Annotated in this window: 27 protein-coding genes; 20 read left to right on the forward strand and 7 right to left on the reverse strand. The window is 64.2% G+C overall.

All coding sequences use genetic code 11. The features are described from left to right. Positions 1-345: 345 nt before the first annotated feature. From rpoB to EAW56_RS00650, 5 genes are all read left to right on the forward strand, one after another. A complete protein-coding gene (gene rpoB / locus EAW56_RS00630) occupies positions 346-3,843 on the forward strand; it encodes a DNA-directed RNA polymerase subunit beta (RefSeq protein WP_095535276.1) in 3,498 nt (1,165 codons plus the stop codon). 110 nt (positions 3,844-3,953) lie between these two features. Then, entirely contained in the window at positions 3,954-7,952 is a 3,999-nt protein-coding gene (locus EAW56_RS00635) for a DNA-directed RNA polymerase subunit beta' (protein WP_095546816.1), read from the forward strand. 134 nt (positions 7,953-8,086) lie between these two features. Continuing rightward, entirely contained in the window at positions 8,087-8,731 is a 645-nt protein-coding gene (locus tag EAW56_RS00640; protein ID WP_143340357.1) for a hypothetical protein, read from the forward strand. Beyond that, positions 8,728-9,234 carry a hypothetical protein gene (locus EAW56_RS00645; RefSeq protein ID WP_095546814.1) on the forward strand — a complete coding sequence of 169 codons (507 nt, stop codon included), beginning with the start codon at positions 8,728-8,730 and terminating at the stop codon, positions 9,232-9,234. The genes EAW56_RS00640 and EAW56_RS00645 overlap by 4 nt, the downstream gene beginning before the upstream one ends. Then, entirely contained in the window at positions 9,231-9,923 is a 693-nt protein-coding gene (locus EAW56_RS00650; protein WP_095546813.1) for a hypothetical protein, read from the forward strand. The genes EAW56_RS00645 and EAW56_RS00650 overlap by 4 nt, the downstream gene beginning before the upstream one ends. On the opposite strand, the gene EAW56_RS00655 is transcribed toward EAW56_RS00650, so the two are convergent. Next, the gene (locus EAW56_RS00655) at positions 9,863-11,188 is read right to left on the reverse strand and encodes a hypothetical protein (protein ID WP_095546812.1); all 1,326 of its coding nucleotides are present in this window, start codon (positions 11,186-11,188) and stop codon (positions 9,863-9,865) included. The two genes, EAW56_RS00650 and EAW56_RS00655, sit on opposite strands and share 61 nt — an antisense overlap. Positions 11,189-11,432: 244 nt before the next feature. On the opposite strand from EAW56_RS00655, the gene rpsL reads away from it, so the two are divergent. The 5 genes from rpsL (at position 11,433) to EAW56_RS00680 (ending at position 17,014) form a co-directional block, all read left to right on the forward strand. Further along, positions 11,433-11,804 carry a 30S ribosomal protein S12 gene (gene rpsL / locus EAW56_RS00660; protein ID WP_076598032.1) on the forward strand — a complete coding sequence of 124 codons (372 nt, stop codon included), beginning with the start codon at positions 11,433-11,435 and terminating at the stop codon, positions 11,802-11,804. 6 nt (positions 11,805-11,810) lie between these two features. Then, complete coding sequence (rpsG, locus tag EAW56_RS00665) at positions 11,811-12,278, forward strand: 30S ribosomal protein S7 (protein WP_095277982.1); 468 nt, start codon at positions 11,811-11,813, stop codon at positions 12,276-12,278. 256 nt (positions 12,279-12,534) lie between these two features. Then, complete coding sequence (gene fusA, locus EAW56_RS00670; protein ID WP_095535281.1) at positions 12,535-14,655, forward strand: elongation factor G; 2,121 nt, start codon at positions 12,535-12,537, stop codon at positions 14,653-14,655. A 363-nt stretch (positions 14,656-15,018) separates the two neighbouring features. Beyond that, positions 15,019-16,209: an elongation factor Tu gene (gene tuf / locus EAW56_RS00675; protein WP_095277977.1), complete on the forward strand. Its 1,191-nt coding sequence runs from the start codon at positions 15,019-15,021 to the stop codon at positions 16,207-16,209. Positions 16,210-16,321: 112 nt separating this feature from the next. Beyond that, positions 16,322-17,014 (forward strand): hypothetical protein, encoded by a 693-nt coding sequence (locus EAW56_RS00680; RefSeq protein WP_095546810.1) that lies wholly within the window; start codon positions 16,322-16,324, stop codon positions 17,012-17,014. Positions 17,015-17,038: 24 nt separating this feature from the next. On the opposite strand, the gene EAW56_RS00685 is transcribed toward EAW56_RS00680, so the two are convergent. The 6 genes from EAW56_RS00685 to EAW56_RS00710 form a co-directional block, all read right to left on the reverse strand. After that, complete coding sequence (locus tag EAW56_RS00685) at positions 17,039-17,599, reverse strand: Asp23/Gls24 family envelope stress response protein (RefSeq protein WP_095535283.1); 561 nt, start codon at positions 17,597-17,599, stop codon at positions 17,039-17,041. Further along, positions 17,596-18,342 (reverse strand): Asp23/Gls24 family envelope stress response protein, encoded by a 747-nt coding sequence (locus EAW56_RS00690; RefSeq protein WP_198949269.1) that lies wholly within the window; start codon positions 18,340-18,342, stop codon positions 17,596-17,598. The genes EAW56_RS00685 and EAW56_RS00690 overlap by 4 nt, the downstream gene beginning before the upstream one ends. Next, positions 18,326-19,309: an Asp23/Gls24 family envelope stress response protein gene (locus tag EAW56_RS00695; RefSeq protein ID WP_122084682.1), complete on the reverse strand. Its 984-nt coding sequence runs from the start codon at positions 19,307-19,309 to the stop codon at positions 18,326-18,328. The genes EAW56_RS00690 and EAW56_RS00695 overlap by 17 nt, the downstream gene beginning before the upstream one ends. After that, on the reverse strand, positions 19,309-19,509 hold the full coding sequence (locus EAW56_RS00700; RefSeq protein ID WP_095277968.1) for a hypothetical protein: 201 nt from the start codon (positions 19,507-19,509) through the stop codon (positions 19,309-19,311). Before EAW56_RS00700 ends, EAW56_RS00695 begins: the two co-directional genes overlap by 1 nt. A gap of 87 nt (positions 19,510-19,596) precedes the next feature. Then, entirely contained in the window at positions 19,597-19,899 is a 303-nt protein-coding gene (locus EAW56_RS00705; RefSeq protein ID WP_095537556.1) for a hypothetical protein, read from the reverse strand. Positions 19,900-19,901: 2 nt separating this feature from the next. Next, positions 19,902-20,414: an Asp23/Gls24 family envelope stress response protein gene (locus EAW56_RS00710; RefSeq protein WP_095535286.1), complete on the reverse strand. Its 513-nt coding sequence runs from the start codon at positions 20,412-20,414 to the stop codon at positions 19,902-19,904. A 656-nt stretch (positions 20,415-21,070) separates the two neighbouring features. Between EAW56_RS00710 and rpsJ the strand changes: the two genes are divergently transcribed. From rpsJ to rpmC, 10 genes are read left to right on the forward strand one after another with little or no spacing between them, the layout of a single operon-like run. Further along, entirely contained in the window at positions 21,071-21,376 is a 306-nt protein-coding gene (rpsJ, locus tag EAW56_RS00715) for a 30S ribosomal protein S10 (RefSeq protein ID WP_038588232.1), read from the forward strand. A gap of 41 nt (positions 21,377-21,417) precedes the next feature. Then, a complete protein-coding gene (gene rplC / locus EAW56_RS00720; protein WP_095277962.1) occupies positions 21,418-22,074 on the forward strand; it encodes a 50S ribosomal protein L3 in 657 nt (218 codons plus the stop codon). Next, positions 22,071-22,739, forward strand: a complete 669-nt coding sequence (rplD, locus tag EAW56_RS00725; protein WP_095277960.1) for a 50S ribosomal protein L4 — start codon at positions 22,071-22,073, stop codon at positions 22,737-22,739. The genes rplC and rplD overlap by 4 nt, the downstream gene beginning before the upstream one ends. Then, positions 22,740-23,045 (forward strand): 50S ribosomal protein L23, encoded by a 306-nt coding sequence (gene rplW, locus EAW56_RS00730; RefSeq protein ID WP_095277958.1) that lies wholly within the window; start codon positions 22,740-22,742, stop codon positions 23,043-23,045. A gap of 41 nt (positions 23,046-23,086) precedes the next feature. Next, a complete protein-coding gene (gene rplB, locus EAW56_RS00735) occupies positions 23,087-23,926 on the forward strand; it encodes a 50S ribosomal protein L2 (RefSeq protein ID WP_095277956.1) in 840 nt (279 codons plus the stop codon). A 16-nt stretch (positions 23,927-23,942) separates the two neighbouring features. Next, positions 23,943-24,218: a 30S ribosomal protein S19 gene (gene rpsS, locus EAW56_RS00740; protein WP_095277954.1), complete on the forward strand. Its 276-nt coding sequence runs from the start codon at positions 23,943-23,945 to the stop codon at positions 24,216-24,218. A 3-nt stretch (positions 24,219-24,221) separates the two neighbouring features. After that, on the forward strand, positions 24,222-24,581 hold the full coding sequence (gene rplV, locus EAW56_RS00745) for a 50S ribosomal protein L22 (protein WP_095277951.1): 360 nt from the start codon (positions 24,222-24,224) through the stop codon (positions 24,579-24,581). After that, positions 24,581-25,324, forward strand: a complete 744-nt coding sequence (rpsC, locus tag EAW56_RS00750; RefSeq protein ID WP_095277949.1) for a 30S ribosomal protein S3 — start codon at positions 24,581-24,583, stop codon at positions 25,322-25,324. The genes rplV and rpsC overlap by 1 nt, the downstream gene beginning before the upstream one ends. A gap of 4 nt (positions 25,325-25,328) precedes the next feature. Further along, positions 25,329-25,745, forward strand: a complete 417-nt coding sequence (gene rplP / locus EAW56_RS00755; RefSeq protein WP_095277947.1) for a 50S ribosomal protein L16 — start codon at positions 25,329-25,331, stop codon at positions 25,743-25,745. Further along, positions 25,745-25,975 carry a 50S ribosomal protein L29 gene (gene rpmC, locus EAW56_RS00760; RefSeq protein ID WP_038588270.1) on the forward strand — a complete coding sequence of 77 codons (231 nt, stop codon included), beginning with the start codon at positions 25,745-25,747 and terminating at the stop codon, positions 25,973-25,975. The genes rplP and rpmC overlap by 1 nt, the downstream gene beginning before the upstream one ends. Positions 25,976-25,977 lie beyond the last annotated feature (2 nt).

Genomic DNA, 25,977 nt, shown 5'->3' on the forward strand with positions numbered 1-25,977 from the left:
ACCGGTGAGGTTTCCGGTGCAGGAGCAAGCTTATCGACGGCACCGCTTTCGCTCCGACGGCGCGCAGGCGACACGGGGGTGTGTCTGCTCTTTACAAAGCGTGCACTGTGCTATAGGCTAAGTCGTTGCGCTGGAAGCCGTCTCCAGTGAAGTGCGCGAGCCTTGCATGAGGCGCCCGTCGGAAAGCCTGTGTGAGCAGGGGGTATGTCGAAGGGTGCTGATTTGACAAGGTGATTTTGTCATCTCTGGGGGCGGGTCTTCCGAAGCAGACCGAAATGCTAACTTACCCAGCGGAAATGCCGGTTGTTTACAGAGCCAGAGTAAATAGCGTGGCGTCCGCCCTAGGTGCTGGAAGGACCCAACTTGGCAGTCTCAAACCAGACCATGTCAATGGCTGATATTCCCGGGGCCCCCGAACGTTACTCGTTCGCCAAGATCGCTGAGCCGATCACCGTCCCGGGTCTTCTTGATGTACAGCTTGAATCTTTTGCGTGGCTCGTCGGTACGCCTGAGTGGCGCACCCGCGAGCAGGAGCTGCGCGGCGAGGACGCCCGCGTGGCCAGCGGCCTGGAGGACATCCTAGAGGAGATTTCTCCGATCCAGGACTACTCCGGCAACATGAGCCTGACGCTGTCCGAGCCGCGCTTCGAAGATGCGAAGTACACCATCGAGGAAGCAAAAGAGAAGGACATTAACTACTCCGCGCCGCTCTACGTGACGGCGGAGTTTATTAATAACGATACGCAGGAGATTAAGTCCCAGACCGTCTTTATTGGCGATTTCCCGCTGATGACGGACAAGGGCACCTTTATTGTCAACGGCACCGAGCGTGTCGTTGTCTCCCAGCTCGTGCGCTCCCCGGGCGTCTACTTTGACGAGACGATTGATAAGTCCACCGAGCGTCCGCTGCACGCCGTGAAGGTGATCCCTTCCCGTGGTGCGTGGCTGGAGTTCGACGTGGACAAGCGCGACACCGTAGGTGTGCGCATTGACCGTAAGCGTCGTCAGCCGGTGACCGTCCTGCTGAAGGCGCTCGGCTGGACCGAGGAGCAGATCAAGGAGCGCTTCGGCTTCTCCGAGCTCATGATGTCCACGCTGGAGAACGACGGCGTGGCCAACATGGACGAGGCCTTGCTGGAGATCTACCGCAAGCAGCGCCCGGGCGAGCAGCCGACCCGCGACCTCGCGCAGTCCCTGCTGGAGAACTCCTTCTTCCGCCCCAAGCGCTACGACCTGGCCCGCGTTGGCCGCTACAAGGTCAACCGCAAGCTGGGCCTCGGCGGCGATCACGATGGCCTGATGACGCTGACCGAGGAAGACATCGCCACCACGCTCGAGTACCTCGTGCGCCTGCACGCTGGCGAGACCGAGATGACCTCCCCGTCCGGCGAGCTCATCCCGATCAACACCGACGACATCGACCACTTTGGTAACCGTCGCCTGCGCACCGTTGGCGAGCTGATCCAGAACCAGGTCCGCGTCGGTCTCTCCCGCATGGAGCGCGTCGTGCGCGAGCGCATGACCACCCAGGACGCGGAGTCCATCACGCCGACCTCTCTAATTAACGTGCGTCCGGTCTCCGCCGCGATCCGCGAGTTCTTCGGTACCTCGCAGCTCTCGCAGTTCATGGACCAGAACAACTCCCTGTCCGGCCTGACACACAAGCGTCGTCTGTCCGCGCTGGGTCCGGGCGGCCTGTCGCGTGAGCGCGCCGGCATCGAGGTCCGAGACGTACACCCGTCCCACTACGGCCGCATGTGCCCGATTGAGACCCCTGAGGGTCCGAACATTGGCCTGATCGGCGCGCTCGCGTCCTACGCGCGCGTCAACCCGTTCGGCTTCATCGAGACCCCGTACCGCAAGGTCAACGACGGCAAGCTCACGGACCAGATCGACTACCTTACGGCCGACGAGGAGGACCGCTACGCGATTGCGCAGGCGGCCACCCCGATGACCAAGGACGGCGAGCTGACCGGTGAGCGCATCGAGGTCCGCCTCAAGGACGGCGACATCGGCGTCGTCGGCCCGCAGGGTGTTGACTACCTCGACATCTCGCCGCGCCAGATGGTCTCCGTGGCAACGGCGATGATCCCGTTCCTCGAGCACGACGATGCGAACCGCGCCCTCATGGGTGCGAACATGCAGAAGCAGGCTGTGCCGCTGCTGCGCTCCGAGGCCGCGTACGTGGCCACCGGCATGGAACAGCGCGCTGCTTACGACGCTGGCGATACCGTCATCTCCCCGCTCTCCGGTGTCATCGAGACCGTGACCGGCGACTACATCACCGTGCTGGGCGACGACGGCACTCGCGACACCCAGCAGCTGCGCACCTTCCACCGCACCAACCAGGGCACCTGCTACAACCAAACCCCGATCGTGTCTGCTGGTCAGCGCGTCGAGGCTGGCCAGGTGATCGCGGACGGCCCGGGCACGAAGAACGGCGAGATGGCGCTCGGCCGCAACCTGCTCGTCGCCTTCATGCCGTGGGAAGGCCACAACTACGAGGACGCAATCATCCTCAACCAGCGCGTGGTGGAGGAGGACATCCTCACCTCCGTGCACATCGAGGAGCACGAGATTGACGCCCGCGACACCAAGCTCGGTGCCGAGGAAATCACCCGCGAGATCCCGAACGTGTCCGAGGATGTGCTCAAGGACCTCGACGAGCGCGGCGTGATCCGCATCGGTGCTGACGTGCGCGACGGCGACATCCTCGTGGGTAAGGTCACCCCGAAGGGCGAGACCGAGCTGACCCCGGAGGAGCGCCTGCTGCGCGCCATCTTCGGCGAGAAGGCCCGCGAGGTCCGCGACACCTCCCTGAAGGTGCCGCACGGTGAGACCGGCAAGGTCATCGCGGTCCGCCGCTTCTCCCGCGAGGACGACGACGATCTGTCCGCAGGCGTGAACGAGATGATCCGCGTCTACGTCGCGCAGAAGCGCAAGATCCAGGACGGCGACAAGATGGCAGGCCGCCACGGCAACAAGGGCGTTGTGGGCAAGATCCTGCCGACGGAGGACATGCCGTTCATGGAGGACGGCACCCCGGTGGACATCATCCTGAACACGCACGGCGTGCCGCGTCGTATGAACATCGGTCAGGTCCTCGAGGTGCACCTGGGCTGGCTGGCCAAGGCCGGCTGGACCGTGAACCCGGACGACCCGAAGAACGCCGCGCTGCTGGAGACCCTGCCGGAGCACCTTTACGACGTCCCGCCGGAGTCGCTGACCGCAACGCCGGTGTTCGACGGTGCGTCCAACGAGGAGATCGCAGGCCTGCTGGCAAACACCAAGCCGAACCGCGACGGTGACGTGATGGTCGACGGCCAGGGCAAGACCCGTCTCTACGACGGTCGCTCCGGCGAGCCGTACAAGTACCCGATCTCCGTCGGCTACATGTACATGCTCAAGCTGCACCACCTTGTGGACGAGAAGATCCACGCCCGTTCCACCGGCCCGTACTCCATGATTACGCAGCAGCCGCTGGGCGGTAAGGCCCAGTTCGGCGGCCAGCGCTTCGGCGAGATGGAGGTGTGGGCAATGCAGGCGTACGGCGCTGCCTACACCCTGCAGGAGCTGTTGACCATCAAGTCGGACGACGTGGTCGGCCGCGTGAAGGTCTACGAGGCGATTGTGAAGGGCGACAACATCCCGGATCCGGGTATCCCGGAGTCCTTCAAGGTGTTGCTCAAGGAGCTGCAGTCCCTGTGCCTCAACGTTGAGGTGCTCTCCACGGACGGCAGCGCCATGGAGCTCGACGGCGACGACGATGAGTTTGACCAGGCCGGTTCCTCGCTGGGCATCAACCTCTCGCGCGACGAGGGGTCAGCGGCGGATACCGTCTAGGCGCCAGGTGGGCGTCGATAAGCACTTGTGCTTGCGGCGCCCTGAATGAAACGAGAAGAAACTATCCACACGCAATCCTCCCCAGCTGGGGGAGGTGAAAGGGAATTTACGTGTTTGACGTAAACCTCTTCAACGAGCTTCGCATCGGCCTGGCCACTGCAGAAGACATTCGTAAGTGGTCCCACGGCGAAGTGAAGAAGCCGGAGACCATCAACTACCGCACCCTCAAGCCCGAGAAGGACGGCCTGTTCTGCGAGCGCATCTTCGGCCCCACCCGCGACTGGGAGTGCGCCTGCGGTAAGTACAAGCGCGTCCGTTACAAGGGCATCATCTGCGAGCGCTGCGGCGTCGAGGTGACCAAGTCCAAGGTGCGCCGTGAGCGCATGGGCCACATCGAGCTCGCCGCTCCCGTGACCCACATTTGGTACTTCAAGGGCGTCCCGTCTCGCCTGGGTTACCTGCTTGACCTCGCTCCGAAGGACCTGGAGCGCATCATCTACTTCGCCGCCAACATCATCACCAGCGTCGACGAGGAGGCACGTCACAACGACATGTCCACCCTCGAGGCGGAGATGCTGCTGGAGAAGAAGGAAGTCGAGGAGGACGCAAACTCCGAGATCGCCGAGCGCGCACACAAGCTGGAGGAAGACCTCGCCGAGCTCGAGGCTTCCGGCGCGACCGCCGCTGCCCGCAAGAAGGTGCAGCAGGCAGCCGACAAGGAAATGACGCACATCCGCGAGGCCGGCGAGCGCGAGGTCGAGCGCCTCGACGACATCTGGCAGACCTTCCAGAAGCTCGCCCCGAAACAGATGATTATCGACGAGGTGCTCTACGAGGAGCTCGTCGACCGCTACGAGGACTACTTCACCGGCGGCATGGGCGCTGAGGCCATCCAGACGCTGATCCGCAACTTCGACCTCGAGTCCGAGGCCGAGGAGCTGCGCACCATCATCGCTGAGGGCAAGGGCCAGAAGAAAGTCCGCGCGCTCAAGCGCCTGAAGGTTGTCGCTGCGTTCCAGCGCTCCGGCAACGACCCGGCCGGCATGATCCTGGACGCGATCCCGGTGATCCCGCCGGAGCTGCGCCCGATGGTGCAGCTGGACGGCGGACGCTTCGCCACCTCCGACCTGAACGACCTGTACCGTCGCGTGATCAACCGCAACAACCGCCTCAAGCGCATGATTGACCTCGGCGCGCCCGAGATCATCGTGAACAACGAGAAGCGCATGCTGCAGGAGTCCGTGGACGCGCTGTTTGACAACGGCCGCCGCGGCCGTCCGGTCACCGGACCGGGCTCCCGCCCGCTGAAGTCCCTGTCCGACCTGCTCAAGGGCAAGCAGGGCCGCTTCCGCCAGAACCTGCTGGGTAAGCGCGTCGACTACTCCGGTCGTTCCGTGATTATCGTCGGCCCGCAGCTCAAGCTGCACGAGTGCGGTCTGCCCAAGCTGATGGCGCTCGAGCTGTTCAAGCCGTTCGTGATGAAGCGCCTGGTGGACAACCAGTACGCGCAGAACATCAAGAGCGCGAAGCGCATGGTGGAGCGCCAGCGCCCCGAGGTGTGGGACGTGCTCGAAGAGGCCATTTCCGAGCACCCGGTGCTGCTCAACCGCGCACCGACCCTGCACCGCCTGGGCATCCAGGCCTTCGAGCCGAAGCTGGTCGAGGGCAAGGCCATCCAGCTGCACCCGCTGGCGTGCGAGGCGTTCAACGCTGACTTCGACGGCGACCAGATGGCAGTCCACCTGCCGCTGTCCGCAGAGGCGCAGGCGGAGGCCCGCGTGCTGATGCTGTCCTCCAACAACATCCTGTCCCCGGCGTCCGGCAAGCCGCTGGCAATGCCGCGCCTGGACATGGTGACCGGCCTGTACTTCCTCACCATGCTGAAGTCCACCGATGAGATCGGCGGCGAGGGCGCCTACGCGCCTGCCGACGAGAACGGCCCGGCACAAGGCGTCTACTCCTCCTACCGCGAGGCGATCATGGCGTACGACCGCGGCGTGCTCGGCCTGCAGGCCCCGATCAAGGTCCGCATCGACCACCTGCGCCCGACCGTTGAGGTCGAGGAGGAGCAGTTCCCGGACGGCTGGACCAAGGGCCAGGCATGGATGACCGAGACGACGCTCGGCCGCATCATGTTCAACGAGCTTCTGCCGTTCAACTTCCCCTTCCAGGAAGGCGCCATGGTGCGCAAGGGCGGCGGCGCCGGCAAGGTGCTGCTGGGTGACATCATCCAGGACATGGTGGAGAAGTACCCCATGATCACCGTCGCGCAGACGCTGGACAAGATGAAGGACGCCGGCTTCTACTGGGCAACCCGTTCCGGCGTGACCATCACCATGTCTGACGTGCTGGTGCTCCCGAACAAGACGCAGTTCCTCGAGCGTTACGAGAAGGAAGCCGAGGAGATCGAGCGCAAGTTCTGGGAGAAGGGTGCGCTTACCGAGGAGAACCGCTACGACCGACTGGTTGAGCTGTGGCAGGACGCCACCAACAAGGTCGGCCAGGCCGTGGAGGACCTCTACCCGGACGACAACCCGATTCCGATGATCGTGAAGTCCGGTGCTGCCGGTAACATGCGCCAGATCTGGACCCTGGCCGGCATGAAGGGCATGGTCGTGAACTCGCGCGGTGAGTACATCACCCGCCCGATCAAGACCTCCTTCCGCGAGGGCCTGTCCGTGATGGAGTACTTCAACAACTCCCACGGTTCCCGTAAGGGCCTGGCCGATACCGCACTGCGTACCGCGGACTCCGGCTACCTCACCCGTCGCCTGGTGGACGTGGCGCAGGACGTCATCGTCCGCGAGCTGGACTGTGGCACCCACCAGGGCGTCAAGGTCCCGGTGGCAGAGGCCGCTGGTGACTCCTTCGTCCGCCATGACCTGGTGGAGACCTCCGTGTCCGGCCGAGTCCTGGCCTCCGACGCGAAGGACTCCGAGGGCAACGTCGTCTTCGAGGCCGGCACCGAGCTGTCCGAGGAGCGTATCGACGTGCTCGTGCAGAAGGGCGTCGCCGAGGTCAAGGTCCGCTCCGTGCTGACCTGCCAGACCCCGACTGGCGTCTGCGCCAAGTGCTACGGCAAGTCCATGGCGTCCGGCCAGCTGGTAGACATCGGCGAGGCCGTCGGCATCGTCGCTGCACAGTCCATTGGTGAGCCGGGTACCCAGCTGACCATGCGTACCTTCCACCAGGGTGGTGTCGGCGGCGACATTACCGGTGGTCTGCCGCGTGTCCAGGAGCTGTTCGAGGCCCGCGTGCCCAAGAACTGCGCGCCGATCGCGTCGGTCGCCGGTACGGTCTCCCTGGAGGACGAGGGCAACTTCTGGACCCTCACCATCCACCCGGACGATGACTCCGACGACGTGGTGTACGAGAAGCTGTCCAAGCGCCAGGGCCTGGCCCAGGTGCGCCGCCCGATGGAGTCCAACCCGGACGCCATGATCGAGCGCTCCCTGCGCGAGGGCGACCACGTCGAGGTGGGCGAGCGCCTGCTCCGCGGTGCCGCAGACCCGCACGACGTGCTCGAGGTCCTCGGCCGTCGCGGCGTGGAGAAGCACCTCATCGACGAGGTGCAGGCCGTGTACCGCACCCAGGGTGTGTCCATCCACGACAAGCACATCGAGATCATCATCCGCCAGATGCTGCGCCGCGGCACGGTCATCGACTCCGGCTCGACCGAGTTCCTGCCGGGCACGCTGATCGACCTCTCCGAGGCACGCCAGGTCAACGCCGCCACCGTGGCGGACGAGGGCCAGCCGGCGGAGATGCGCTCCGAGATCATGGGTATCACCAAGGCCTCACTAGCTACCGAGTCCTGGCTGTCGGCCGCCTCCTTCCAGGAGACGACCCGCGTGCTCACGGACGCCGCGATCAACAAGCGCTCCGACCAGCTCATCGGTCTGAAGGAGAACGTGATCATCGGTAAGCTGATCCCGGCTGGTACGGGCATTTCCCGCTACCGCAACATCCAGGTCAAGCCGACCGAGGCCGCGCGCTCCGCGGCGTACTCCATCCCGAGCTTCGGCGAGGGCATCTACGGCGACGAGGGCTACGGCGAGTACACCGGCGCCTCCGTCCCGCTCGACGAGTACGGCATCGACCAGATCTAGCCTTCTGGCTGTTAGCTAGGTCTGCTCACCAACCGGCCCGGCTCCTCCGCGACTGCGCGGCAGGGGCCGGGCCGTTGGCGTCGATAAGCACGCGTGCCGAGCGCGCCTGCGAAAACTCTGCTTAGATTCCAGGTGTGAGCGAAGTATCGTCGACACCAGCGGCGAAAGGCCCCCGGCCATTTGCTGGATTGGCCAAATCGGTCGCGGCCGACCTTGGCACCCGGACCAACGCGACCCTCGCGGCGTTGCTCGCGGTTGTGGGCATCACCGGTGTCAGCGGCGGACTGGAAGCGGCCCCGCCCGAGGGCCTCACCGTGGCCGCGGCGCCGAGGGGCACCGGTGCGCTCGCGCAGCCTGCCGAGTTCACGGCCGCACCGTTCGAGATCTCGGTGCGGCGCACCTATACGCTTGGCGACGCACGCGTGGTGGAAATGCGACTCACCAACACTGCCTCACGGCCTGTCCCTGCGCCGCAGTTCCTCATGGCGTTCGCGCTGGAGGATTCGCGCCTTGGCCCAAAGGAGCAACCGGACATGAGAGCCGCGGTCGTACGCAAGCACAGCGCGGAGGCGCTCACCGAGGTTGCGCCATCCGAGGCGATCTCGCCCAACCCTGGCGTGCCGCTGGATGTCGCGCTCATCTTCCAAGGCCCGAGCGGCACGAATGCCGCGGAGGCGGACACGCTGGTGATCACGTCGCTGGAGTACCGTACCTCCTTCCTGGACGGGGCGAAGGCCTGGCTGACTAAGGACCGTGCTGCGGAGGTGAGCCTGCGGTGACGACGATGCCGCGCCGAATAGTGGCGACCGCGGCCGCGCTGGCCCTGCTCAGCCTGGGCGGCCTCATCCGCGAGCAGCTTCCCGACGCGCAGGACCGGGCCTTCGCGCCGTTTGACTACGGCGCCGAGGCACCGAAGATCGGGCGGGTTGATGGAGTCCACACCATTACCGCCGATGCGATCAACGGCGTACCAACGCACGCCCGCTGGCTGGTCGTGGATTTTACCCACACACCCGATACTGGCCAGGTACTCGAAGGGCAGATCAAGGCTACCGACGGCACGCTCTACGGACCCGCGAACCACCTCGCGTCGTCGTGTGGCACCCTGTACCCGCAACTTCCTACGCAGTGCACCCTCGTCTTCGAAATGCCGGCAGAGCAGATTGCGGGGGCGAGGCTGTTCTTGCACCCGTCCGCCACGCAGATGGCGCCGCGGGTGGTGCTGGAGCTCGGCGAACCAGTCGAAGCCGGAAACATCAGCAGGGAGGGGCTCACGCTATGAAACTTGCCTGGTGGGCTGCCGCCCCGGTGGCGATCGGGTGCATGCTGGCGGCATCGTCGCAGCCGTACTTCGGGATCTATCGGCCGTGGTCCTGGACCCAGGAGCAACGCATCGCGGCCGGCACCCCGGGCTCGTTTGACCTGCCCATCGATGGCCTCGTGGAGGGGGAGGGGAGCGCGCCGCCGCGCCGCACCGCTGAGGTGGAGGTGATCGGGTTCCAACGGGTCGAACACGAGGAAGAGATCGGGCTCGATGCGCCCGACGGGTTTGCCATCTGGGCGCTACTCACCCAGTGGCGCGCACCGGAAGACTCGGTGCTGTCCCACTGCCGCATGTGGGCGACAGGCTCGGACGGGCGTGACTACCAGCGCACGGATCAAATCTTCGGCGAAGTGGTGAGTGGCATGAGCGCCCTGCACAGCTGCACCCCGCCGGGCGAGGGCGGGCCGGCGACGGAGTCGGTGGACCTCCGCACCGCTACGGTCCGCGTTGTCCAGGGTGACCCGCGCCCGGAGGAGTGGCGCAAACTCATCCCCATCGCGATGCCGGAGGGCGTGCAGCCGGAGCAGCTCCACCTCGGGTGGAACGAGCCCGACTACGTCACCCTCGACCTGCCGGAGCCGAAAAACTACGTGGATGACCCGGAGTCCAAGGCGAGAGACGCATCGGGATCTGCGGCGGGCGAGTAGGAGCGGCGCAGGAAGAAGTCGAGCCCCGAGGCGATCAGGCACACCACGAGCAGCAGGTACGCGGCGCGCGCGACGATGAGGATGTACGCAGCGATGACTTCGCTGACAAGCGCGTCCTGTGGTCCCACGATGGCGCGACCCACCTCGACCACGCCCAACTCGACTCCGGCGGCGAGCATGAACACGATGCAAAACATCACCATTGGCACGATGCCTGCCTTGGCCAGCGTGCGAAGGCCGCTCCACGTGGTCTTCAGCGGCCCGGCGATAGGCTGCATCGCCTGGTTGGCAACGTACTTGGCCTCCTTTTCAACCACGTGGCGCGCCCGCCTCCTGAAGCGCTGCGAGCTGTCCGCAGCTTCGGCGTCCGGCGCCGCTTCCTTCTCCCGGCTGGCAACCAGCGACGTGCCGAAGACCACTGCGCCGAGGGTGAGCCACGCGACCGGAATGGTCACCAGCTGGTTGATCACCGGTAACGCCTCCGCCAGCCAATCCCAGGCGCTGGCGAGGATGCCTGTGTGCTCGGCAATGCCGTCCCTCAGGTCCACGTAGCGGTCGTACGCGGGCGCAATTCCCCGCCTGCTCAGCGCCCAATCCTGTACGTCTGCGAGCTTGTTGGTCACAAATATCGATACGGTGGACATCCACAGCACGTCGAGGTAGGCGGCAAGATAGGTGAGGCCGAGACCACGTTCTGCCAGCGCGAAGTAACCAATAATCTTGCGCAGCACGATCGTCACCGCCATGAGGGCGAGCAGGGATGCGGTGCCGTCGACGAACACCCGGCTAAAGTCCGCGGCAAAGCCCTGGTTCATGAATTCGTCGTTCGTGGCGGCGCGGCGGAACGCGGCGAGGTCCTCCTTAAGCATGCCGTGCGTGGCGTACACAGTGAGAAACGAAATCAGCATCCCGCCCGCCGAAAACAGGCGCGTGCGTGACGACGTCTCCTCCCGCCCCGGAATCGCCCGGGAGAGGAAGGGGAGCGACGGGCGGAGGTACCACAGGGCGTAGATCAGTGCGACCATGACGGAGAGCGGAGCAAGCGGCATCACCAGGCTGGCCCCGACCTTGCTGAAGTTGGAAATCCACACCGCGAGCCAGATCACGGCCTGGCGTCCCGCCAGCCCCAGGCAGACACATGTGATGAGCTGCGGGAGGTGCCGGAGGAGGAGACCGGCGGCGCGTACGGGAATGATGACGGACTCGGCTGCGATCTCGCGCGCAGACTGGGAGAACTCACCCGGCGGTGAGGTCGTGGTCGACATGCTTGCAGTGTAAATGAGGAGGCGTCGGGTGGCTCGTCGATAAGCGATTTGCTCTTGTGACGCGGGGTGATGTAGCTTGAATGAGGTTTCGCTCGCGATAATTCGCGTGGCGGAAAGATACGAACTCCGTGCGGCTGCGCACTCGCGGTCAGGTAGTTCATGCACACGGCAGGGCCCCGAAAAGAGCCCCCATTTTTGCATGTACGGCCACCTTAGCGCGCACCGCTTAACAGAAAGAGCGTGAATGCCTACTATTCAGCAGCTGGTCCGCAAGGGCCGCCACGATAAGAGCAAGAAGGTGGCTACCGCTGCGCTGAAGGGCTCGCCCCAGCGTCGCGGCGTGTGCACCCGCGTGTACACCACCACTCCGAAGAAGCCGAACTCGGCACTGCGTAAGGTCGCCCGTGTGCGCCTGACCTCCGGCATCGAGGTTTCCGCATACATCCCGGGTGAGGGCCACAACCTGCAGGAGCACTCCATGGTGCTCGTGCGTGGTGGTCGTGTGAAGGACCTCCCGGGTGTCCGCTACAAGATCATCCGCGGCGCACTGGATACCCAGGGCGTCAAGGACCGTAAGCAGGCTCGTTCCCGTTACGGCGCAAAGAAGGGACAGTAATCAGAAATGCGTAAACAGCAAGCTCCGAAGCGTCCCGTAGTCAAGGACCCGGTTTACCAGTCCGAACTTGTTACCCAGCTGGTGAACAAGGTGCTGCAGGACGGCAAGAAGTCCACCGCCGAGCGCATCGTCTACGGCGCACTCGAGGCGTGCCGCGAGAAGACCGGCACCGACCCGGTTGGCACCCTGGAGAAGGCCCTGGGCAACATCCGCCCGGACCTCGAGGTTCGTTCCCGCCGTGTTGGTGGCGCGACCTACCAGGTCCCGGTTGAGGTCAAGCCCGGCCGTTCCAACACCCTCGCACTTCGCTGGATGGTGACCTTCACCCGCCAGCGTCGTGAGAACACGATGGTCGAGCGCCTTGCTAACGAGATCCTGGATGCATCCAACGGTCTCGGTGCTTCCGTGAAGCGTCGCGAGGACATGCACAAGATGGCCGAGGCCAACCGCGCCTTCGCCCACTATCGCTGGTAATCACCGGCGCGCACGGTTTTCTATGACACCCGGATGTCAGCTGCCGCAACTGCGTAGAAGCAAATTGAATATCTGCTTCGTGCATCGTTGTTGTGCAGTTGCGTCCGGGTGTTTTTTGGAATGACCGACGCGACTCACCCTGCCATTTGATGAAAAAGGTGGCAGAATTGACAAAGGAAATTATTCGCCATAGGCGCCCGCTGGAGATTCCCCCGAGTCTGCAGAGCGTCGACGACTTTTAAGTTGGGGTAATAACGTGGCACAAGAAGTGCTTAAGGACCTGCACAAGGTTCGCAACATCGGCATCATGGCTCACATCGATGCTGGTAAGACCACCACGACCGAGCGCATCCTCTTCTACACCGGCATCAACCGTAAGGTCGGCGAGACCCACGACGGTGCTTCCACCACCGACTGGATGGAGCAGGAGAAGGAGCGCGGCATCACCATTACGTCCGCTGCCGTGACCTGTTTCTGGGACTCCAACCAGATCAACATCATCGACACCCCGGGCCACGTGGACTTCACCGTTGAGGTGGAGCGCTCCCTGCGCGTGCTCGACGGCGCTGTTGCCGTGTTCGACGGCAAGGAGGGCGTTGAGCCGCAGTCCGAGCAGGTCTGGCGCCAGGCTGCTAAGTACGACGTGCCGCGTATCTGCTTCGTCAACAAGATGGACAAGCTGGGCGCTGACTTCTACTTCACCGTGCAGACCATCATCGACCGCCTCGGCGCGAAGCCGTTGGTCATGCAGCTGCCGATCGGCGCTGAGGACGATTTCGACGGCGTCGTCGACCTGATTGACATGAAGGCCATCACCTGGCGCGGCAAGGTCGAGACCGGTGCAGAGCCGACCATCGAGGAGATCCCGGCCGACCTCAAGGACAAGGCTGAGGAGTACCGCGAGAAGCTGCTCGAGGCAGTCGCTGAGTCCGACGAGGAGCTCATGGAGAAGTACTTCGGCGGCGAGGAGCTGACCAAGGACGAGATCAAGGCTGCCATCCGCAAGATGACGGTCAACTCCGAGATCTACCCGGTCCTGTGCGGCACCGCTTACCGCAACAAGGGTGTCCAGCCGCTGCTCGACGCTGTCGTCGATTACCTGCCGAGCCCGCTCGACGTGGGCGAGGTGCACGGCACCGCCCTCGACGGCGAGACCCCGATGACCCGTAAGCCGTCCGTGGAGGAGCCGTTCTCCGCACTGGCCTTCAAGGTCGCCGTCCACCCGTTCTTTGGCAAGCTCACCTACGTGCGCGTGTACTCCGGCCAGGCTATCCCGGGCGAGAACATGCTCAACTCCACCAAGCAGAACAAGGAGCGCGTGGGCAAGCTCTTCCAGATGCACGCGAACAAGGAGAACCCGGTCGAGCACGCCGACGCCGGTAACATCTACGCGTTCATCGGCCTGAAGCAGACCACCACGGGTGACACCCTCTGCAACCCGGACCACCCGATCATCCTGGAGTCCATGGACTTCCCGGATCCGGTTATCCAGGTGGCAATTGAGCCGAAGACCAAGGCCGACCAGGAGAAGCTGGGTACCGCTATCCAGAAGCTGGCGGAAGAGGACCCGACCTTCACCGTCAAGCTCGACGAGGAGACCGGCCAGACCGTCATCGGCGGCATGGGCGAGCTGCACCTCGACGTCCTGGTTGACCGCATGAAGCGCGAGTTCAAGGTCGAGGCAAACATTGGTAACCCGCAGGTTGCCTACCGCGAGACCATCCGCAAGAAGGTCGAGTCCCTGGACTACACCCACAAGAAGCAGACCGGTGGTTCCGGCCAGTTTGCAAAGGTCATCGTCACCATCGAGCCGTACGATCCGGATCCGGAGACCCTGGAGGAGGGCGAGTCCGCGACCTACAAGTTCGAGAACGCCGTCACCGGTGGCCGCGTTCCGAAGGAGTACATCCCGTCCGTCGACGCTGGTATCCAGGACGCGATGCAGTACGGCTACCTGGCTGGCTTCCCGCTGGTGAACATCAAGGCCACCCTGGAAGACGGTGCCTACCACGAGGTCGACTCCTCCGAGATGGCCTTCAAGATGGCCGGCTCCCAGGTGCTGAAGGAAGCAGTTGCGAAGGCAAAGCCGGTGCTGCTCGAGCCGCTCATGGCCGTCGAGGTCGTGACCCCGGAGGAGTTCATGGGCACCGTCAACGGTGACATCAGCTCCCGTCGTGGCCAGGTCTACGCAATGGAGGACCGCTCCGGCGCGAAGGTCGTCAAGGCAAAGGTGCCGCTGTCCGAGATGTTCGGCTACATCGGCGACCTGCGCTCCTCCACCGCCGGCCGTGCGAACTTCACCATGGTGTTCGACTCCTACGCTGAGGTTCCGCAGTCCGTCGCACAGGAGATCATCGACGAGCGCAACGGCAACTAGTCGATCGCCCCGGCACCTTCCTCGGACGGTAGCTCCGCGTGCCAGCGGAGGTACCGGCTGATGGGGGAGGCGCTCCCGCCAAAGGGGTAACGGCTGGGCTGAGTCACCGCACAGCTCGGAAGGATCCGTCGAGGGTCGTCCGCAGACTGTGGGTGTCTGAGCCGGCCGTTACTCACTTGGTAGATCCGGGTTTTTCGGGTCGACCGGTTTGAAAAACGGTCACCAAATATCTAGGATCATGTAACTGGCACATTGTGAAATGGTCACTGCCCTCGGCATCGTTTGAACGGGGCCGGGGCAGGGCAAATGTAAACTACGTGGCTGCGAAGGTCGTAGCCACCATGAAGTCCAGGAGGACATACAGTGGCAAAGGAAAAGTTCGAGCGCAGCAAGCCGCACGTGAACATCGGCACCATCGGTCACGTCGACCACGGCAAGACCACCACCACCGCCGCAATCACCAAGGTGCTCGCTGACGCTTACCCGGAGGAGAACAAGGCCTTCGCGTTCGACGCGATTGACAAGGCTCCGGAGGAGCGCGAGCGCGGCATCACCATCAACATCTCCCACGTGGAGTACAACACCCCGAAGCGTCACTACGCACACGTTGACGCCCCGGGCCACGCCGACTACATCAAGAACATGATTACCGGCGCTGCTCAGATGGATGGCGCTATCCTCGTCGTCGCTGCTACCGACGGCCCGATGCCGCAGACCCGTGAGCACGTGCTGCTCGCTCGCCAGGTTGGCGTCCCGTACATCCTCGTTGCACTGAACAAGTGCGACATGGTTGACGACGAAGAGATCATCGAGCTCGTCGAGATGGAGGTCCGCGAGCTGCTGGCCGAGCAGGAGTTCGACGAGGAAGCTCCGATCGTGCAGATCTCCGCTCTGAAGGCTCTCGAGGGCGACGAGAAGTGGGTCCAGTCCGTCATCGACCTGATGGAAGCCTGCGACAACTCCATCCCGGATCCGGAGCGCGAGACCGACAAGCCGTTCCTGATGCCGGTTGAGGACATCTTCACCATCTCCGGCCGCGGTACCGTTGTGACCGGCCGTGTTGAGCGTGGCGTCCTGAACATCAACGACGAGGTCGAGATCATCGGCATCCGTGACAAGGCCACCAAGACCACCGTCACCTCCATCGAGATGTTCAACAAGCTCCTCGACACCGCTGAGGCTGGCGACAACGCAGCACTGCTGCTCCGTGGCCTGAAGCGCGAGGACGTTGAGCGTGGCCAGGTTGTCATCGCACCGGGCGCTTACACCCCGCACTCCAAGTTCGAGGGTTCCGTCTACGTCCTGTCCAAGGACGAGGGCGGCCGCCACACCCCGTTCTTCGACAACTACCGTCCGCAGTTCTACTTCCGCACCACCGACGTCACCGGTGTTGTGAAGCTGCCGGAGGGCACCGAGATGGTCATGCCGGGCGACAACGTCGACATGTCCGTCGAGCTCATCCAGCCGGTCGCTATGGATGAGGGCCTGCGCTTCGCTATCCGCGAGGGCTCCCGCACCGTCGGCGCTGGCCGCGTTACCAAGATCCTCGACTAATTCAGTCGCTGATCTGGTAAGCACCAGAGCATAAGCAAAGGGCCACCACCCCGCGAGGGGAGGTGGCCCTTTTCGCGCGCCCGAATTCAGCGCCTGATTAGACTCTGCAACTGTGCACAACGACCCAACCCGCATCCCCACCCTCCTCGACGCGCTCCGAGACACGTGGGAGGGCCAACCCGACTTGTCGCTCTCCGCGCTGATCGGCGTGCTGCAAAACCGGGGAGCCTCCTACGGCACCACGGACGAGGAACTCCTGGGGCTGCTCCGCGAACTCGAAGCCGAACACCCCGCGCTGCTGCGCGAGCTCCCGGAACAACCCGTGCTGATCACCACCGAGGAACCCGCACACGAAGTGAGCATGGACGGCAGCACCGTGGTGGTGCGCTCAAGCGCGAACCCGGATCAGATGCCCAGCGTGTGGAAGTACGCGGCGTTTCGGCCCGTGGGGCCGGGCAGGCCGCTCGTCGTCGAGGACACGGAAGGGTTCCAGCACCGTCTTGGCGTGGTGAGGCTCGTGACGGTACTGGACGCGCAGGACGCGCCGGAACTTGCGGGGCTGGAGCGCGGGGACATTGGCGGTACCCGGTGGCTTGTTGCGCTCGAGGACGGCGCACGTGCCGTGCTGGGTCAGCGTCTGCGTGTGTGGCGGCCCGAGGGGCGCCGCGCGACGGCTCGCGAGGAATTGCGGTGGTCGCGGATCCTGCGGTGTGCAGTGGGGGAGGACATGCAAATCGCCCCAGGAGGCGGCGCGGGGCCGGCGTCGCTGGGGCGAGTGACGCAGATCGTGCTGCTGGAGGTGTAGGAGCCGGTCCAGCGGCACGGGGCGCTACGCGACGATCCTATCCAGGTGCAGCTGCCACACCGTGTCAATCTCCATGGTGTGGTTGGCCAGACGGAAGTCCTCGTCGGCGGCTTCGAGGAACCGCGTGACGTCGTCAAGCGAATAGCTCGGGGACGCAGTGACGGTGAAGCGCGCCGTGGGGCGGTTGCCCACAACGGAGACCTTGCTGCGGGCCTCGGTAACCATCTCGGACTTTTCCAGGAACGCGCAGGCGGCGTCGGCGACACGGGCAACGTTGATTGTGCTGTCGCCGTGCTGCGAGTCCGCGGACATGATCTCGCGGGTGCTGAACGCGCGGCTGCGGATGTTGGCCAGGACGAACCATGCGCCAAGAATCAGCAGAGCGACGAACGCGATGATCAGCGCCGTGCGGTACCAGGACTCGTCGGGCGTTGTGCCCAGCGATTCGCGGTCGAAGCGGTTGAGGTACTCGCTCACGTAGGGGATTTCCCAGTAGTAGGCCACGGGGATGAGCCCCGCGACCAGCAGGAGCAGGCCGACGAGGAACACAACGAGTCGGTCGAAGAAGGACAGTGTCTTGCTCATCGCTGAACCCCCTGGGTCTGCTGGGAAATCTCTGCGGCTGATTCCGGCGTGGCGTACGCGTCGGCAGCGCTGCCGGTCTGGGTCTCCGCACTCGCCGTGCTGGTCGAGGCGCTCTGCTGCTTCGGCGTGACCTTGACGCTGATGGCGGGCGGGGTGGTGAGCCGCTGGAATTCGCCGGACAGCACCGAGGTCAGGCGCTCCTGGAGCGCGGCACCGGAGCCGTCGTCCTCGACCTGCACGCGCAGCTTCTTGCGGTCCGCGCGGGACTGGATGCGCGCGTTGCCGACCTCGGCGCGCGTGGTGTGGGTCGCCTTGCGCGCGATGTCCACCGGGCGGGTCCAGATGGACGCCGGCGAATCAACACGCACGTGCGTGCGTCCCCTGGGCACGAAGGCGTAGACGATGAGCACGAGACCGATGATGGCGATGATGATGCCCACCGTCACGGCGGTGACGTCCATGGTGGCGCGGCCGACAAACTCGAAGACCGGGCGCAGCCACGAATCGTCGGAATTGCTGTTTTGGAAGAAGTACCACAGGTCGCGGCCGACCACCGCGGCGAGCGCAAGCAGGATCAAACCGATCAGCAGGGTGAGCCAGCGGACAGCGGGGTTTGCCCGCGGCTCGTCGCCCGGGTGCGGGCCCGCCGGGTGTGCGGTGGGCTGCACGGTCTGGGTGTGCGGCTGGTCGACCGGTGCTGTGGCGTCGTAAGCCGGCGCGGAGGTGCTATCGGGTGCGGTCATACTTATTCACCACCGGTGTAATAGAGATCTGTTTCAGCGGTTGCGGGCGCGGCGCTCGCGGGCGGACGACGCGCTGCGGCGTCGGGACCTGAGGCTCGCGCAGCGGCGTGGCGTTGACCGTGACCTTGCGCAGCGGGCGCGCCGGCCGCGTCTCCACCTTCCGTAGGCGCAGCGGGGCGGCGGTGATCTCGGTGAGCCTGCGGCGAGGCGGCACCTCGGTGCGGCGCACCGCTGCGGGCTCCGGCACCCGCACGCGCTTGAGCTGCGTGGAGTTCACGGTGAACGGTGCTGGCACGCGCGGCTCCGGGGTGCGCGGGGACCACGGCTGCGCAGGAGCAGGCTTATCGACGCCCCTGAGCCCCGGCCCCGCGGCCACAAAGCCCTTCGTCTGCACGTCCATCGGTTTCGGCGCGCGGATGGACCTCGCGGTGGGTTCGGCTGGCGCGTGCACCGACGCGACCTTCGTCGGGTGCGGCGTGTTGAACTCCCACATGTCGTCCACGAGGGAACGCGCGTGGATGGCCTTCAGCGGCTGGCGCTCCCGCGTCACAGGAGAGGTCACCTTGAGCTGGTTGACCTTGATCGGCGTCGGGATGGCAAACGCGGAGTGGCTTGCCACGTCGTCCCACGTCACGCGCGAGTTCAGGTCCTGCGCCTCCACGCTGGAAACGGACACGTTGACGCGCGAGACGTCCAGACCGGTGAGGGTGCGCACGTGGGAGATCACGGTGGCGCGCACGGCGTCCGTAATGGCGGCGATCGGCGCGGGGTAGGCGGTAGCGATCTCGGCTTCGATTGCCGCGACACCCGATTGTCGGTCGAGGTGGACATCAATTCTGGGGAAGCTGCGGCCGGCCAGTCCGGCGAGCTTCGCATCCACCGCGAGGGTGCCGGGCACCGACGAAGCCGCCACCTCGGCGACGCGCTCAACTGAGCGCTCGCTGATGTGGTAGAACGTCGTACCCATTAGCTGCGGCCTTTACCGGAGCTCGTGCTCAGGATCTCGGCGATGTCGAGGCGGCCGTCGAGCTGCGCGCCGATGACGCCACCGACGATGGTGAACAGCAGCAGCCAAAGCAGGCCCAGCCATCCGCCGAACATGACGAAGAATGCGATGACCACGCCGATGATCACGCCGGCCAGCGTTTTATTGGAAGAAAGATTCATATCAATACCACTTTTCGGGGATTGGTGGCCGTGCGCCCCCGCGGGTGGCGGGGCGGCGCTCAGCCGCAAGAGACGAGATCCGGGTGCCTACCGTGCGTCGGCCACGACGACGTCAACGAACGGGAGGTCCGTCGCGCCGAGTACGGCGGAGCGGACATCCTCGGCTACTGACTGAATGTCGCGCCCCGACGCCGTGTCGAAGACGATGTGCACTTCGATGCCGCGGTCGTCGTTGCGGGCGACCTGGCGCAAGCCGTCGATGCGGGCCTTTGGCAGCAGGAGTGCTACCTCGCCGACGCGGCCATTGTCCAGGGCGGCGACACCGGGAACACCGAGCGCACTGTCGCGGACGGCTTCCCCGACCTCAAGGGTGATGGGGGTCCGCGCCATAACTACTGACCCAGCGCCTGGTTGTTGGACTGGAATGCAGCGTCCTCGTTGTCAGACTCGTCCTCCTGCTCCGGCAGGTGCACGTCGTGCACGGTGACGTCGACGCGGTCAACGATCAGGCCGGTCATGCGGGTCAGCGCGACGGTGACGTTCTCGCGGATCGCGTTCGCCAGCTCGTGGATAGCCACGCCGTACTCAGCGATGATCGCCACGGCGACGGAGGTGTGACCGTCCTCGACAGCCACGTTGACGCCCTGCTGGACGTTGGTGGAGGAGGTCAGGGACTCGCGGACCGCGCCCCACATACGGGCAGCGCCGCCGCCCAGGTTGTACACGCCGGAGACCTCGCGTGCAGCGATGCCGGCGATCTTGCCCACGACGTTGTCATCGATGACGGTGGAGCCGGAGTCGGACTCCAGGTTCTCGTTGCGCGGACGGGTCTGCTCGGCGTCCACGGCGGTCGAGGTGGAGTCGGTGGGGGCAGGGGTGTTCTCGTTCAGAGTGTGATCGGCCATGACTGGTCCTTCCTTCACTGCGTTTTGTAGCTGTAGAAAAATCGGCCCGTTCCACCTGCGTACAAGCGATGAACTGATGGATGAGCGGGCTCAGCAAACAAGGGTACACATTTTCCGCGCCGAGGCTCCGGGCGTTGAGGAGACCCGGCACGAATTGGTATTAAGTTGCAATCTTTGGGGTGGCGGGATGAGGGGGAGATGGGGGCGTCGAGAAGCGAAAAAGCTCGGGCTTGCGTAAATGGGGAGGACGTGTTTTAATACTCGGGTTGCCGAAACATGGCGCGCAAGCGCGATGGTCCGGTGAACATGACACCTTCGGTTGAAGGACCTGCCTCGAAATGCGGGCAGGACCGGAGAAGGCGCCATGGCAAATAAACAGCGGCAGTACGCAAGGGTCACGCACCCTTCCGAGTCTTGCACCCCGGCACGCGCCGAGGCGGAAGCACTGACTTGCAGCGCGCAGTTATTTGCTAGCGCCTTGTCACCTTCCGGAAGTGTCAAGAAGTCAATGAAACGACACTGGCGTTGAGCCATGGGCCCAGCCCGGACAACGTTATAGAGAAACTAGAAGCTACAAACCCCACCGCTTCGTCTTTGCCTCGTTCAACTACGAGCGAGGCGGGAATTGAAAGTGGGGATGCGAGGAAGAGGTAAGCGTGGCGGGACAGAAGATCCGCATCAGGCTCAAGGCCTACGACCACGAGGCGATCGACGCATCTGCGAAGAAGATCGTTGCTACGGTCACCCGCACGGGTGCCCGCGTCGTTGGACCGGTGCCGTTGCCCACCGAAAAGAACGTGTACGCCGTTATTCGTTCTCCCCACAAGTACAAGGACTCTCGCGAGCACTTCGAGATGCGCACTCACAAGCGCCTCATCGACATTCTCGATCCGACGCCGAAGACCGTTGACGCGCTCATGCGCATCGACCTTCCGGCAAGCGTCGACGTGAACATCCAGTAAGCAAGAGATCCCCAAAACGTTCAGTAGTGGAGAACTAATACATGTCTGAGAACCAGATCAAGGGCATTCTGGGTAAGAAGCTCGGCATGACCCAGGTCTTCGACGATGAGAACCGCGTAATCCCGGTGACCGTCGTCGAGGCTGGGCCGTGTGTGGTCACCCAGATCCGTACCAAAGAGACCGATGGCTACGACGCCATCCAGATTGCTTACGGCGACATTGACCCCCGTAAGTCCAAGAAGCCGCAGGCTGGCCACTTCAAGAAGGCTGGCGTGACGCCGCGTCGCGTTGTTGCGGAGATCCGCATGGACGATACCTCCGAGTACGAGGTCGGCCAGGAATACAACGCCACCATCTTCGACGGCGACGTGTTCGTCGACGTCGTCGGCACCACCAAGGGCAAGGGCTTTGCCGGCGCGATGAAGCGCCACGGCTTTGCCGGCCAGGGTGCCGCACACGGTAACCAGGCCTCCCACCGCCGCGTCGGCGGCATCGGTGGCTGTGCTACCCCGGGCCGTGTCTTCAAGGGCAAGCGCATGGCTGGCCGCATGGGCGGTAACCGCGTTACCACCCAGAACCTGAAGATCCAACGCATCGACGGCGACAACAATCTGATCCTGGTCAAGGGTGCAATCCCGGGCGCCAAGGGCAGCGTTGTTACCGTCAAGACCGCAGTGAAGGGCGGTGCTCACGCATGACGAACCTGACGCTTGACGTCCACACCGCTGACGGAAAGACCAACGGTTCCGTAGAGCTTCCGGCAGAACTTTTTGACCGCGAAGCTTCCATCCCGCTGCTGCACCAGGTTGTCACCGCACAGCTCGCAGCAGCTCGTCAGGGAACCCACGCCACCAAGACCCGCGCCGACGTGCGCGGCGGTGGTAAGAAGCCGTTCCGCCAGAAGGGCACCGGCCGTGCCCGCCAGGGTTCCATCCGCGCTCCGCAGTTCACCGGTGGCGGCACCGTTCACGGTCCGCAGCCGCGTTCCTACGCGCAGCGCACCCCCAAGAAAATGATTAAGGCAGCTCTCGTAGGTGCCCTCACCGACCGCGCGCGTAACGCACGCATCCACGTCGTTGAGGACCTGGTCCCGGGCCAGAAGCCCTCGACCAAGTCTGCACGCACCTTCCTGGAGCGCCTGACCGACCGTAAGTCCGTTCTGCTGGTGATCGGCCGCGATGACAACAACTCCCGTCTTTCCGCAAGGAACCTGCCGGGCGTCCACATCATCGAGCCGGGTCAGCTGAACACCTACGACGTGCTCAACGCAGACGACGTGGTCTTCTCGGTCGAGGCACTGCACACCTTCATCAACCGCGACGCGGCACAGGCTACCGCCACCGCTGCGGAGGAGGAGAAGTAAATGGCTAAGACTGTTAACCCGCGCGACATCATCATCGCCCCGGTCCTCTCCGAGAAGACCTACGCGCTGATGGAGCAGAACACCTACACGTTCTATGTCAGCCCGTCTGCTAACAAGACCCAGATCAAGATCGCCGTGGAAGAGATCTTCGGCGTCGACGTCGCTTCGGTGAACACCGCCAACCGTGAGGGCAAGCGCAAGCGCACCCGCACCGGCTACGGCAAGCGCAAGGACACCAAGCGCGCCTACGTCACTCTCCGCGAGGGCAGCGACTCCATCGACATCTTCGGCGGTGCAACCGCCTAACAGCGGCTGCTGCAGAAGACACCGATAGAAAAGGACACACTATGGCTATTCGTAAATACAAGCCGACAACTCCGGGTCGCCGTGCCAGCTCCGTTTCCGAGTTCGACGAGATCACCCGCTCGACCCCGGAAAAGTCGCTGCTGCGCCCGCTCCCGAAGAAGGGTGGCCGTAACACCCACGGCCACATCACCACTCGTCACCGCGGCGGCGGCCACAAGCGTCGCTACCGCGTCATCGACTTCCGCCGTTCCGACAAGGACGGCGTGCTGGCAAAGGTCGCTCACATCGAGTACGACCCGAACCGCACCGCAAACATTGCACTGCTCCACTACTACGACGGTGAGAAGCGCTACATCATTGCGCCGAAGGGCCTGAAGCAGGGCACCGTGATCGAGTCGGGCGCTAACGCGGACATCAAGGTTGGCAACAACCTGCCGCTGCGCAACATCCCGACCGGTACCACCATCCACGCTGTGGAGCTCAAGCCCGGTGCTGGCGCCAAGCTTGCCCGTTCCGCTGGTTCTTCGATCCAGCTGCTGGGTAAGGAAGGCTCCTACGCCGTGCTGCGTATGCCGTCCTCCGAGATCCGTCGCGTGGACATCCGCTGCCGCGCAACGGTGGGCGAGGTTGGCAACGCTGACCAGATCAACATCCGTTGGGGCAAGGCCGGCCGTATGCGCTGGAAGGGCTGGAGGCCCACTGTCCGCGGTGTTGTCATGAACCCGGTCGACCACCCGCACGGTGGTGGTGAGGGTAAGACTTCCGGTGGCCGTCACCCGGTTTCCCCGTGGGGCCAGAAGGAAGGCCGTACCCGCAACCCGAACCGTTACTCCAACAACATGATCGTGCGTCGTCGTCGCTCGAAGAACAAGAAGCGCTAAGAGGAGGTAAACAGACATGCCACGCAGCCTGAAGAAGGGCCCGTTCGTCGATGAGCACCTCCTCAACAAGGTGGATGCTCAGAACGAGGCCGGCACCAAGCAGGTCATCAAGACCTGGTCCCGCCGCTCGACCATTCTCCCCGATTTCATCGGACACACTTTCGCCGTCCACGACGGCCGTAAGCACGTCCCGGTGTTTGTCGATGAGTCCATGGTCGGTCACAAGCTCGGCGAGTTTGCACCAACCAAGACCTTCAAGGGTCACGTCAAGGTAGAGAAGGGACGTCGATAAGCAATGGCTGACACAATCACCACTGCATCCGCGACGGCCAAGTTCGTCCGCACTTCCCCGATGAAGGCCCGCCGCGTGCTGGCCCTCGTCCGCGGTAAGTCCGTATCTGAGGCACTCGCCATCCTGAAGTACGCGCCGCAGGCAGCGTCCAAGGATGTTGCGAAGGTTGTTGCTTCCGCAGCTGCCAACGCCGAGAACAACTTCGGTCTGGACCCGCGCACGCTCGTCGTGTCCGAGTGCTGGGCCAACGAAGGCCCCACTATGCGTCGCTACCAGCCGCGCGCCCAGGGCCGCGCCTTCCAGATCCGGAAGCGCACGTCCCACATCACCGTCGTTGTCGAGTCCAAGGAAGGGGCTAAGTAATGGGCCAGAAAATTCACCCACACGGCCTGCGCCTGGGTATCACCGCTGACTACAAGTCCCACTGGTACGCCGACAAGAACTACGCAGATTACGTCCACGAGGACATCAAGATCCGCGAATTCCTGTCCAAGGGCCTCGAGCGCGCCGGCATCGCCGACGTCAACATCGAGCGCACTCGCGACCGCGTCCGCGTCGACATTCACACCGCCCGCCCGGGCATCGTGATTGGCCGCCGCGGTGCTGAGGCTGACCGCATCCGCCGCGAGCTGGAGAAGCTCACCGGCAAGATGGTCGCCCTCAACATCCTCGAGGTCAAGAACGTTGACGCCAACGCGACCCTCGTTGCACAGTCCATCGCTGAGCAGCTGGTCAACCGCGTCGCGTTCCGTCGCGCAATGCGCAAGGCTATCCAGTCCGCAATGCGCAATCCGCAGGTCAAGGGCATCAAGGTGATGACCTCTGGCCGTCTGGGTGGCGCTGAAATGTCCCGCGTCGAGCGCTACCACGAAGGCCGTGTGCCGCTGCACACCCTGCGTGCGGAGATCGACTACGGCACCGCAGAAGCCCACACCACCTTCGGCGTCATCGGCGTCAAGGTCTGGATCTACAAGGGCGACGTTGTTGGCGGTGTCCGCGAGTCCGAGCTCAACGCTCCGTCCAACGAGCGCCGTGGCCGCGGCGACCGTCGCCCGCGTCGCGGCGGCCAGCGCCGCCAGCGCGCCGAGAAGAAGCAGGAGGGCTAAACACATGCTTATCCCTAAGCGCGTGAAGTACCGCCGCCAGCACCGCCCGAACCGTCGTGGCGTGTCCAAGGGCGGGAACACCATTAACTTCGGTGACTGGGGCCTGCAGGCACTCGAGCCGGCCTACATCACCAACCGTCAGATTGAGGCATCCCGTATTGCCATCAACCGCCACGTCAAGCGTGGCGGCAAGGTCTGGATCAACATCTTCCCGGACCGCCCGCTGACCCAGAAGCCGCTCGGCGTGCGTATGGGTTCCGGTAAGGGCCCGGTGGAGAAGTGGGTTGCCAACGTGAAGCCGGGTCGCATCCTTTTCGAGATGTCCTACCCGAATGACGAGGTTGCCATCGAGGCTCTGCGCCGTGCGGCTGCGAAGCTTCCGTGCAAGACTCGCATCATCAAGAAGGAGGACCAGTACTAATGGCGAACGGTACCCCCGCATCTGAGTTCCGCGAACTCACCGATGAAGAGCTGAAGAGCCGCCTGTCCGACGCGAAGGAAGAGCTGTTCAACCTGCGCTTCCAGCTCGCGACCGGCCAGCTGACCAACAACCGCCGCATCTCCACCGTGAAGCGCGACATCGCACGCATCTACACCGTGCTGCGCGAGCGAGAGCTCGGCCTGTCCGTCGTCCCGGGAGCTGAGGCTTAATC

It is taken from the genome of Corynebacterium gottingense (assembly GCF_003693265.1).
GTDB lineage: Bacteria > Actinomycetota > Actinomycetes > Mycobacteriales > Mycobacteriaceae > Corynebacterium > Corynebacterium gottingense.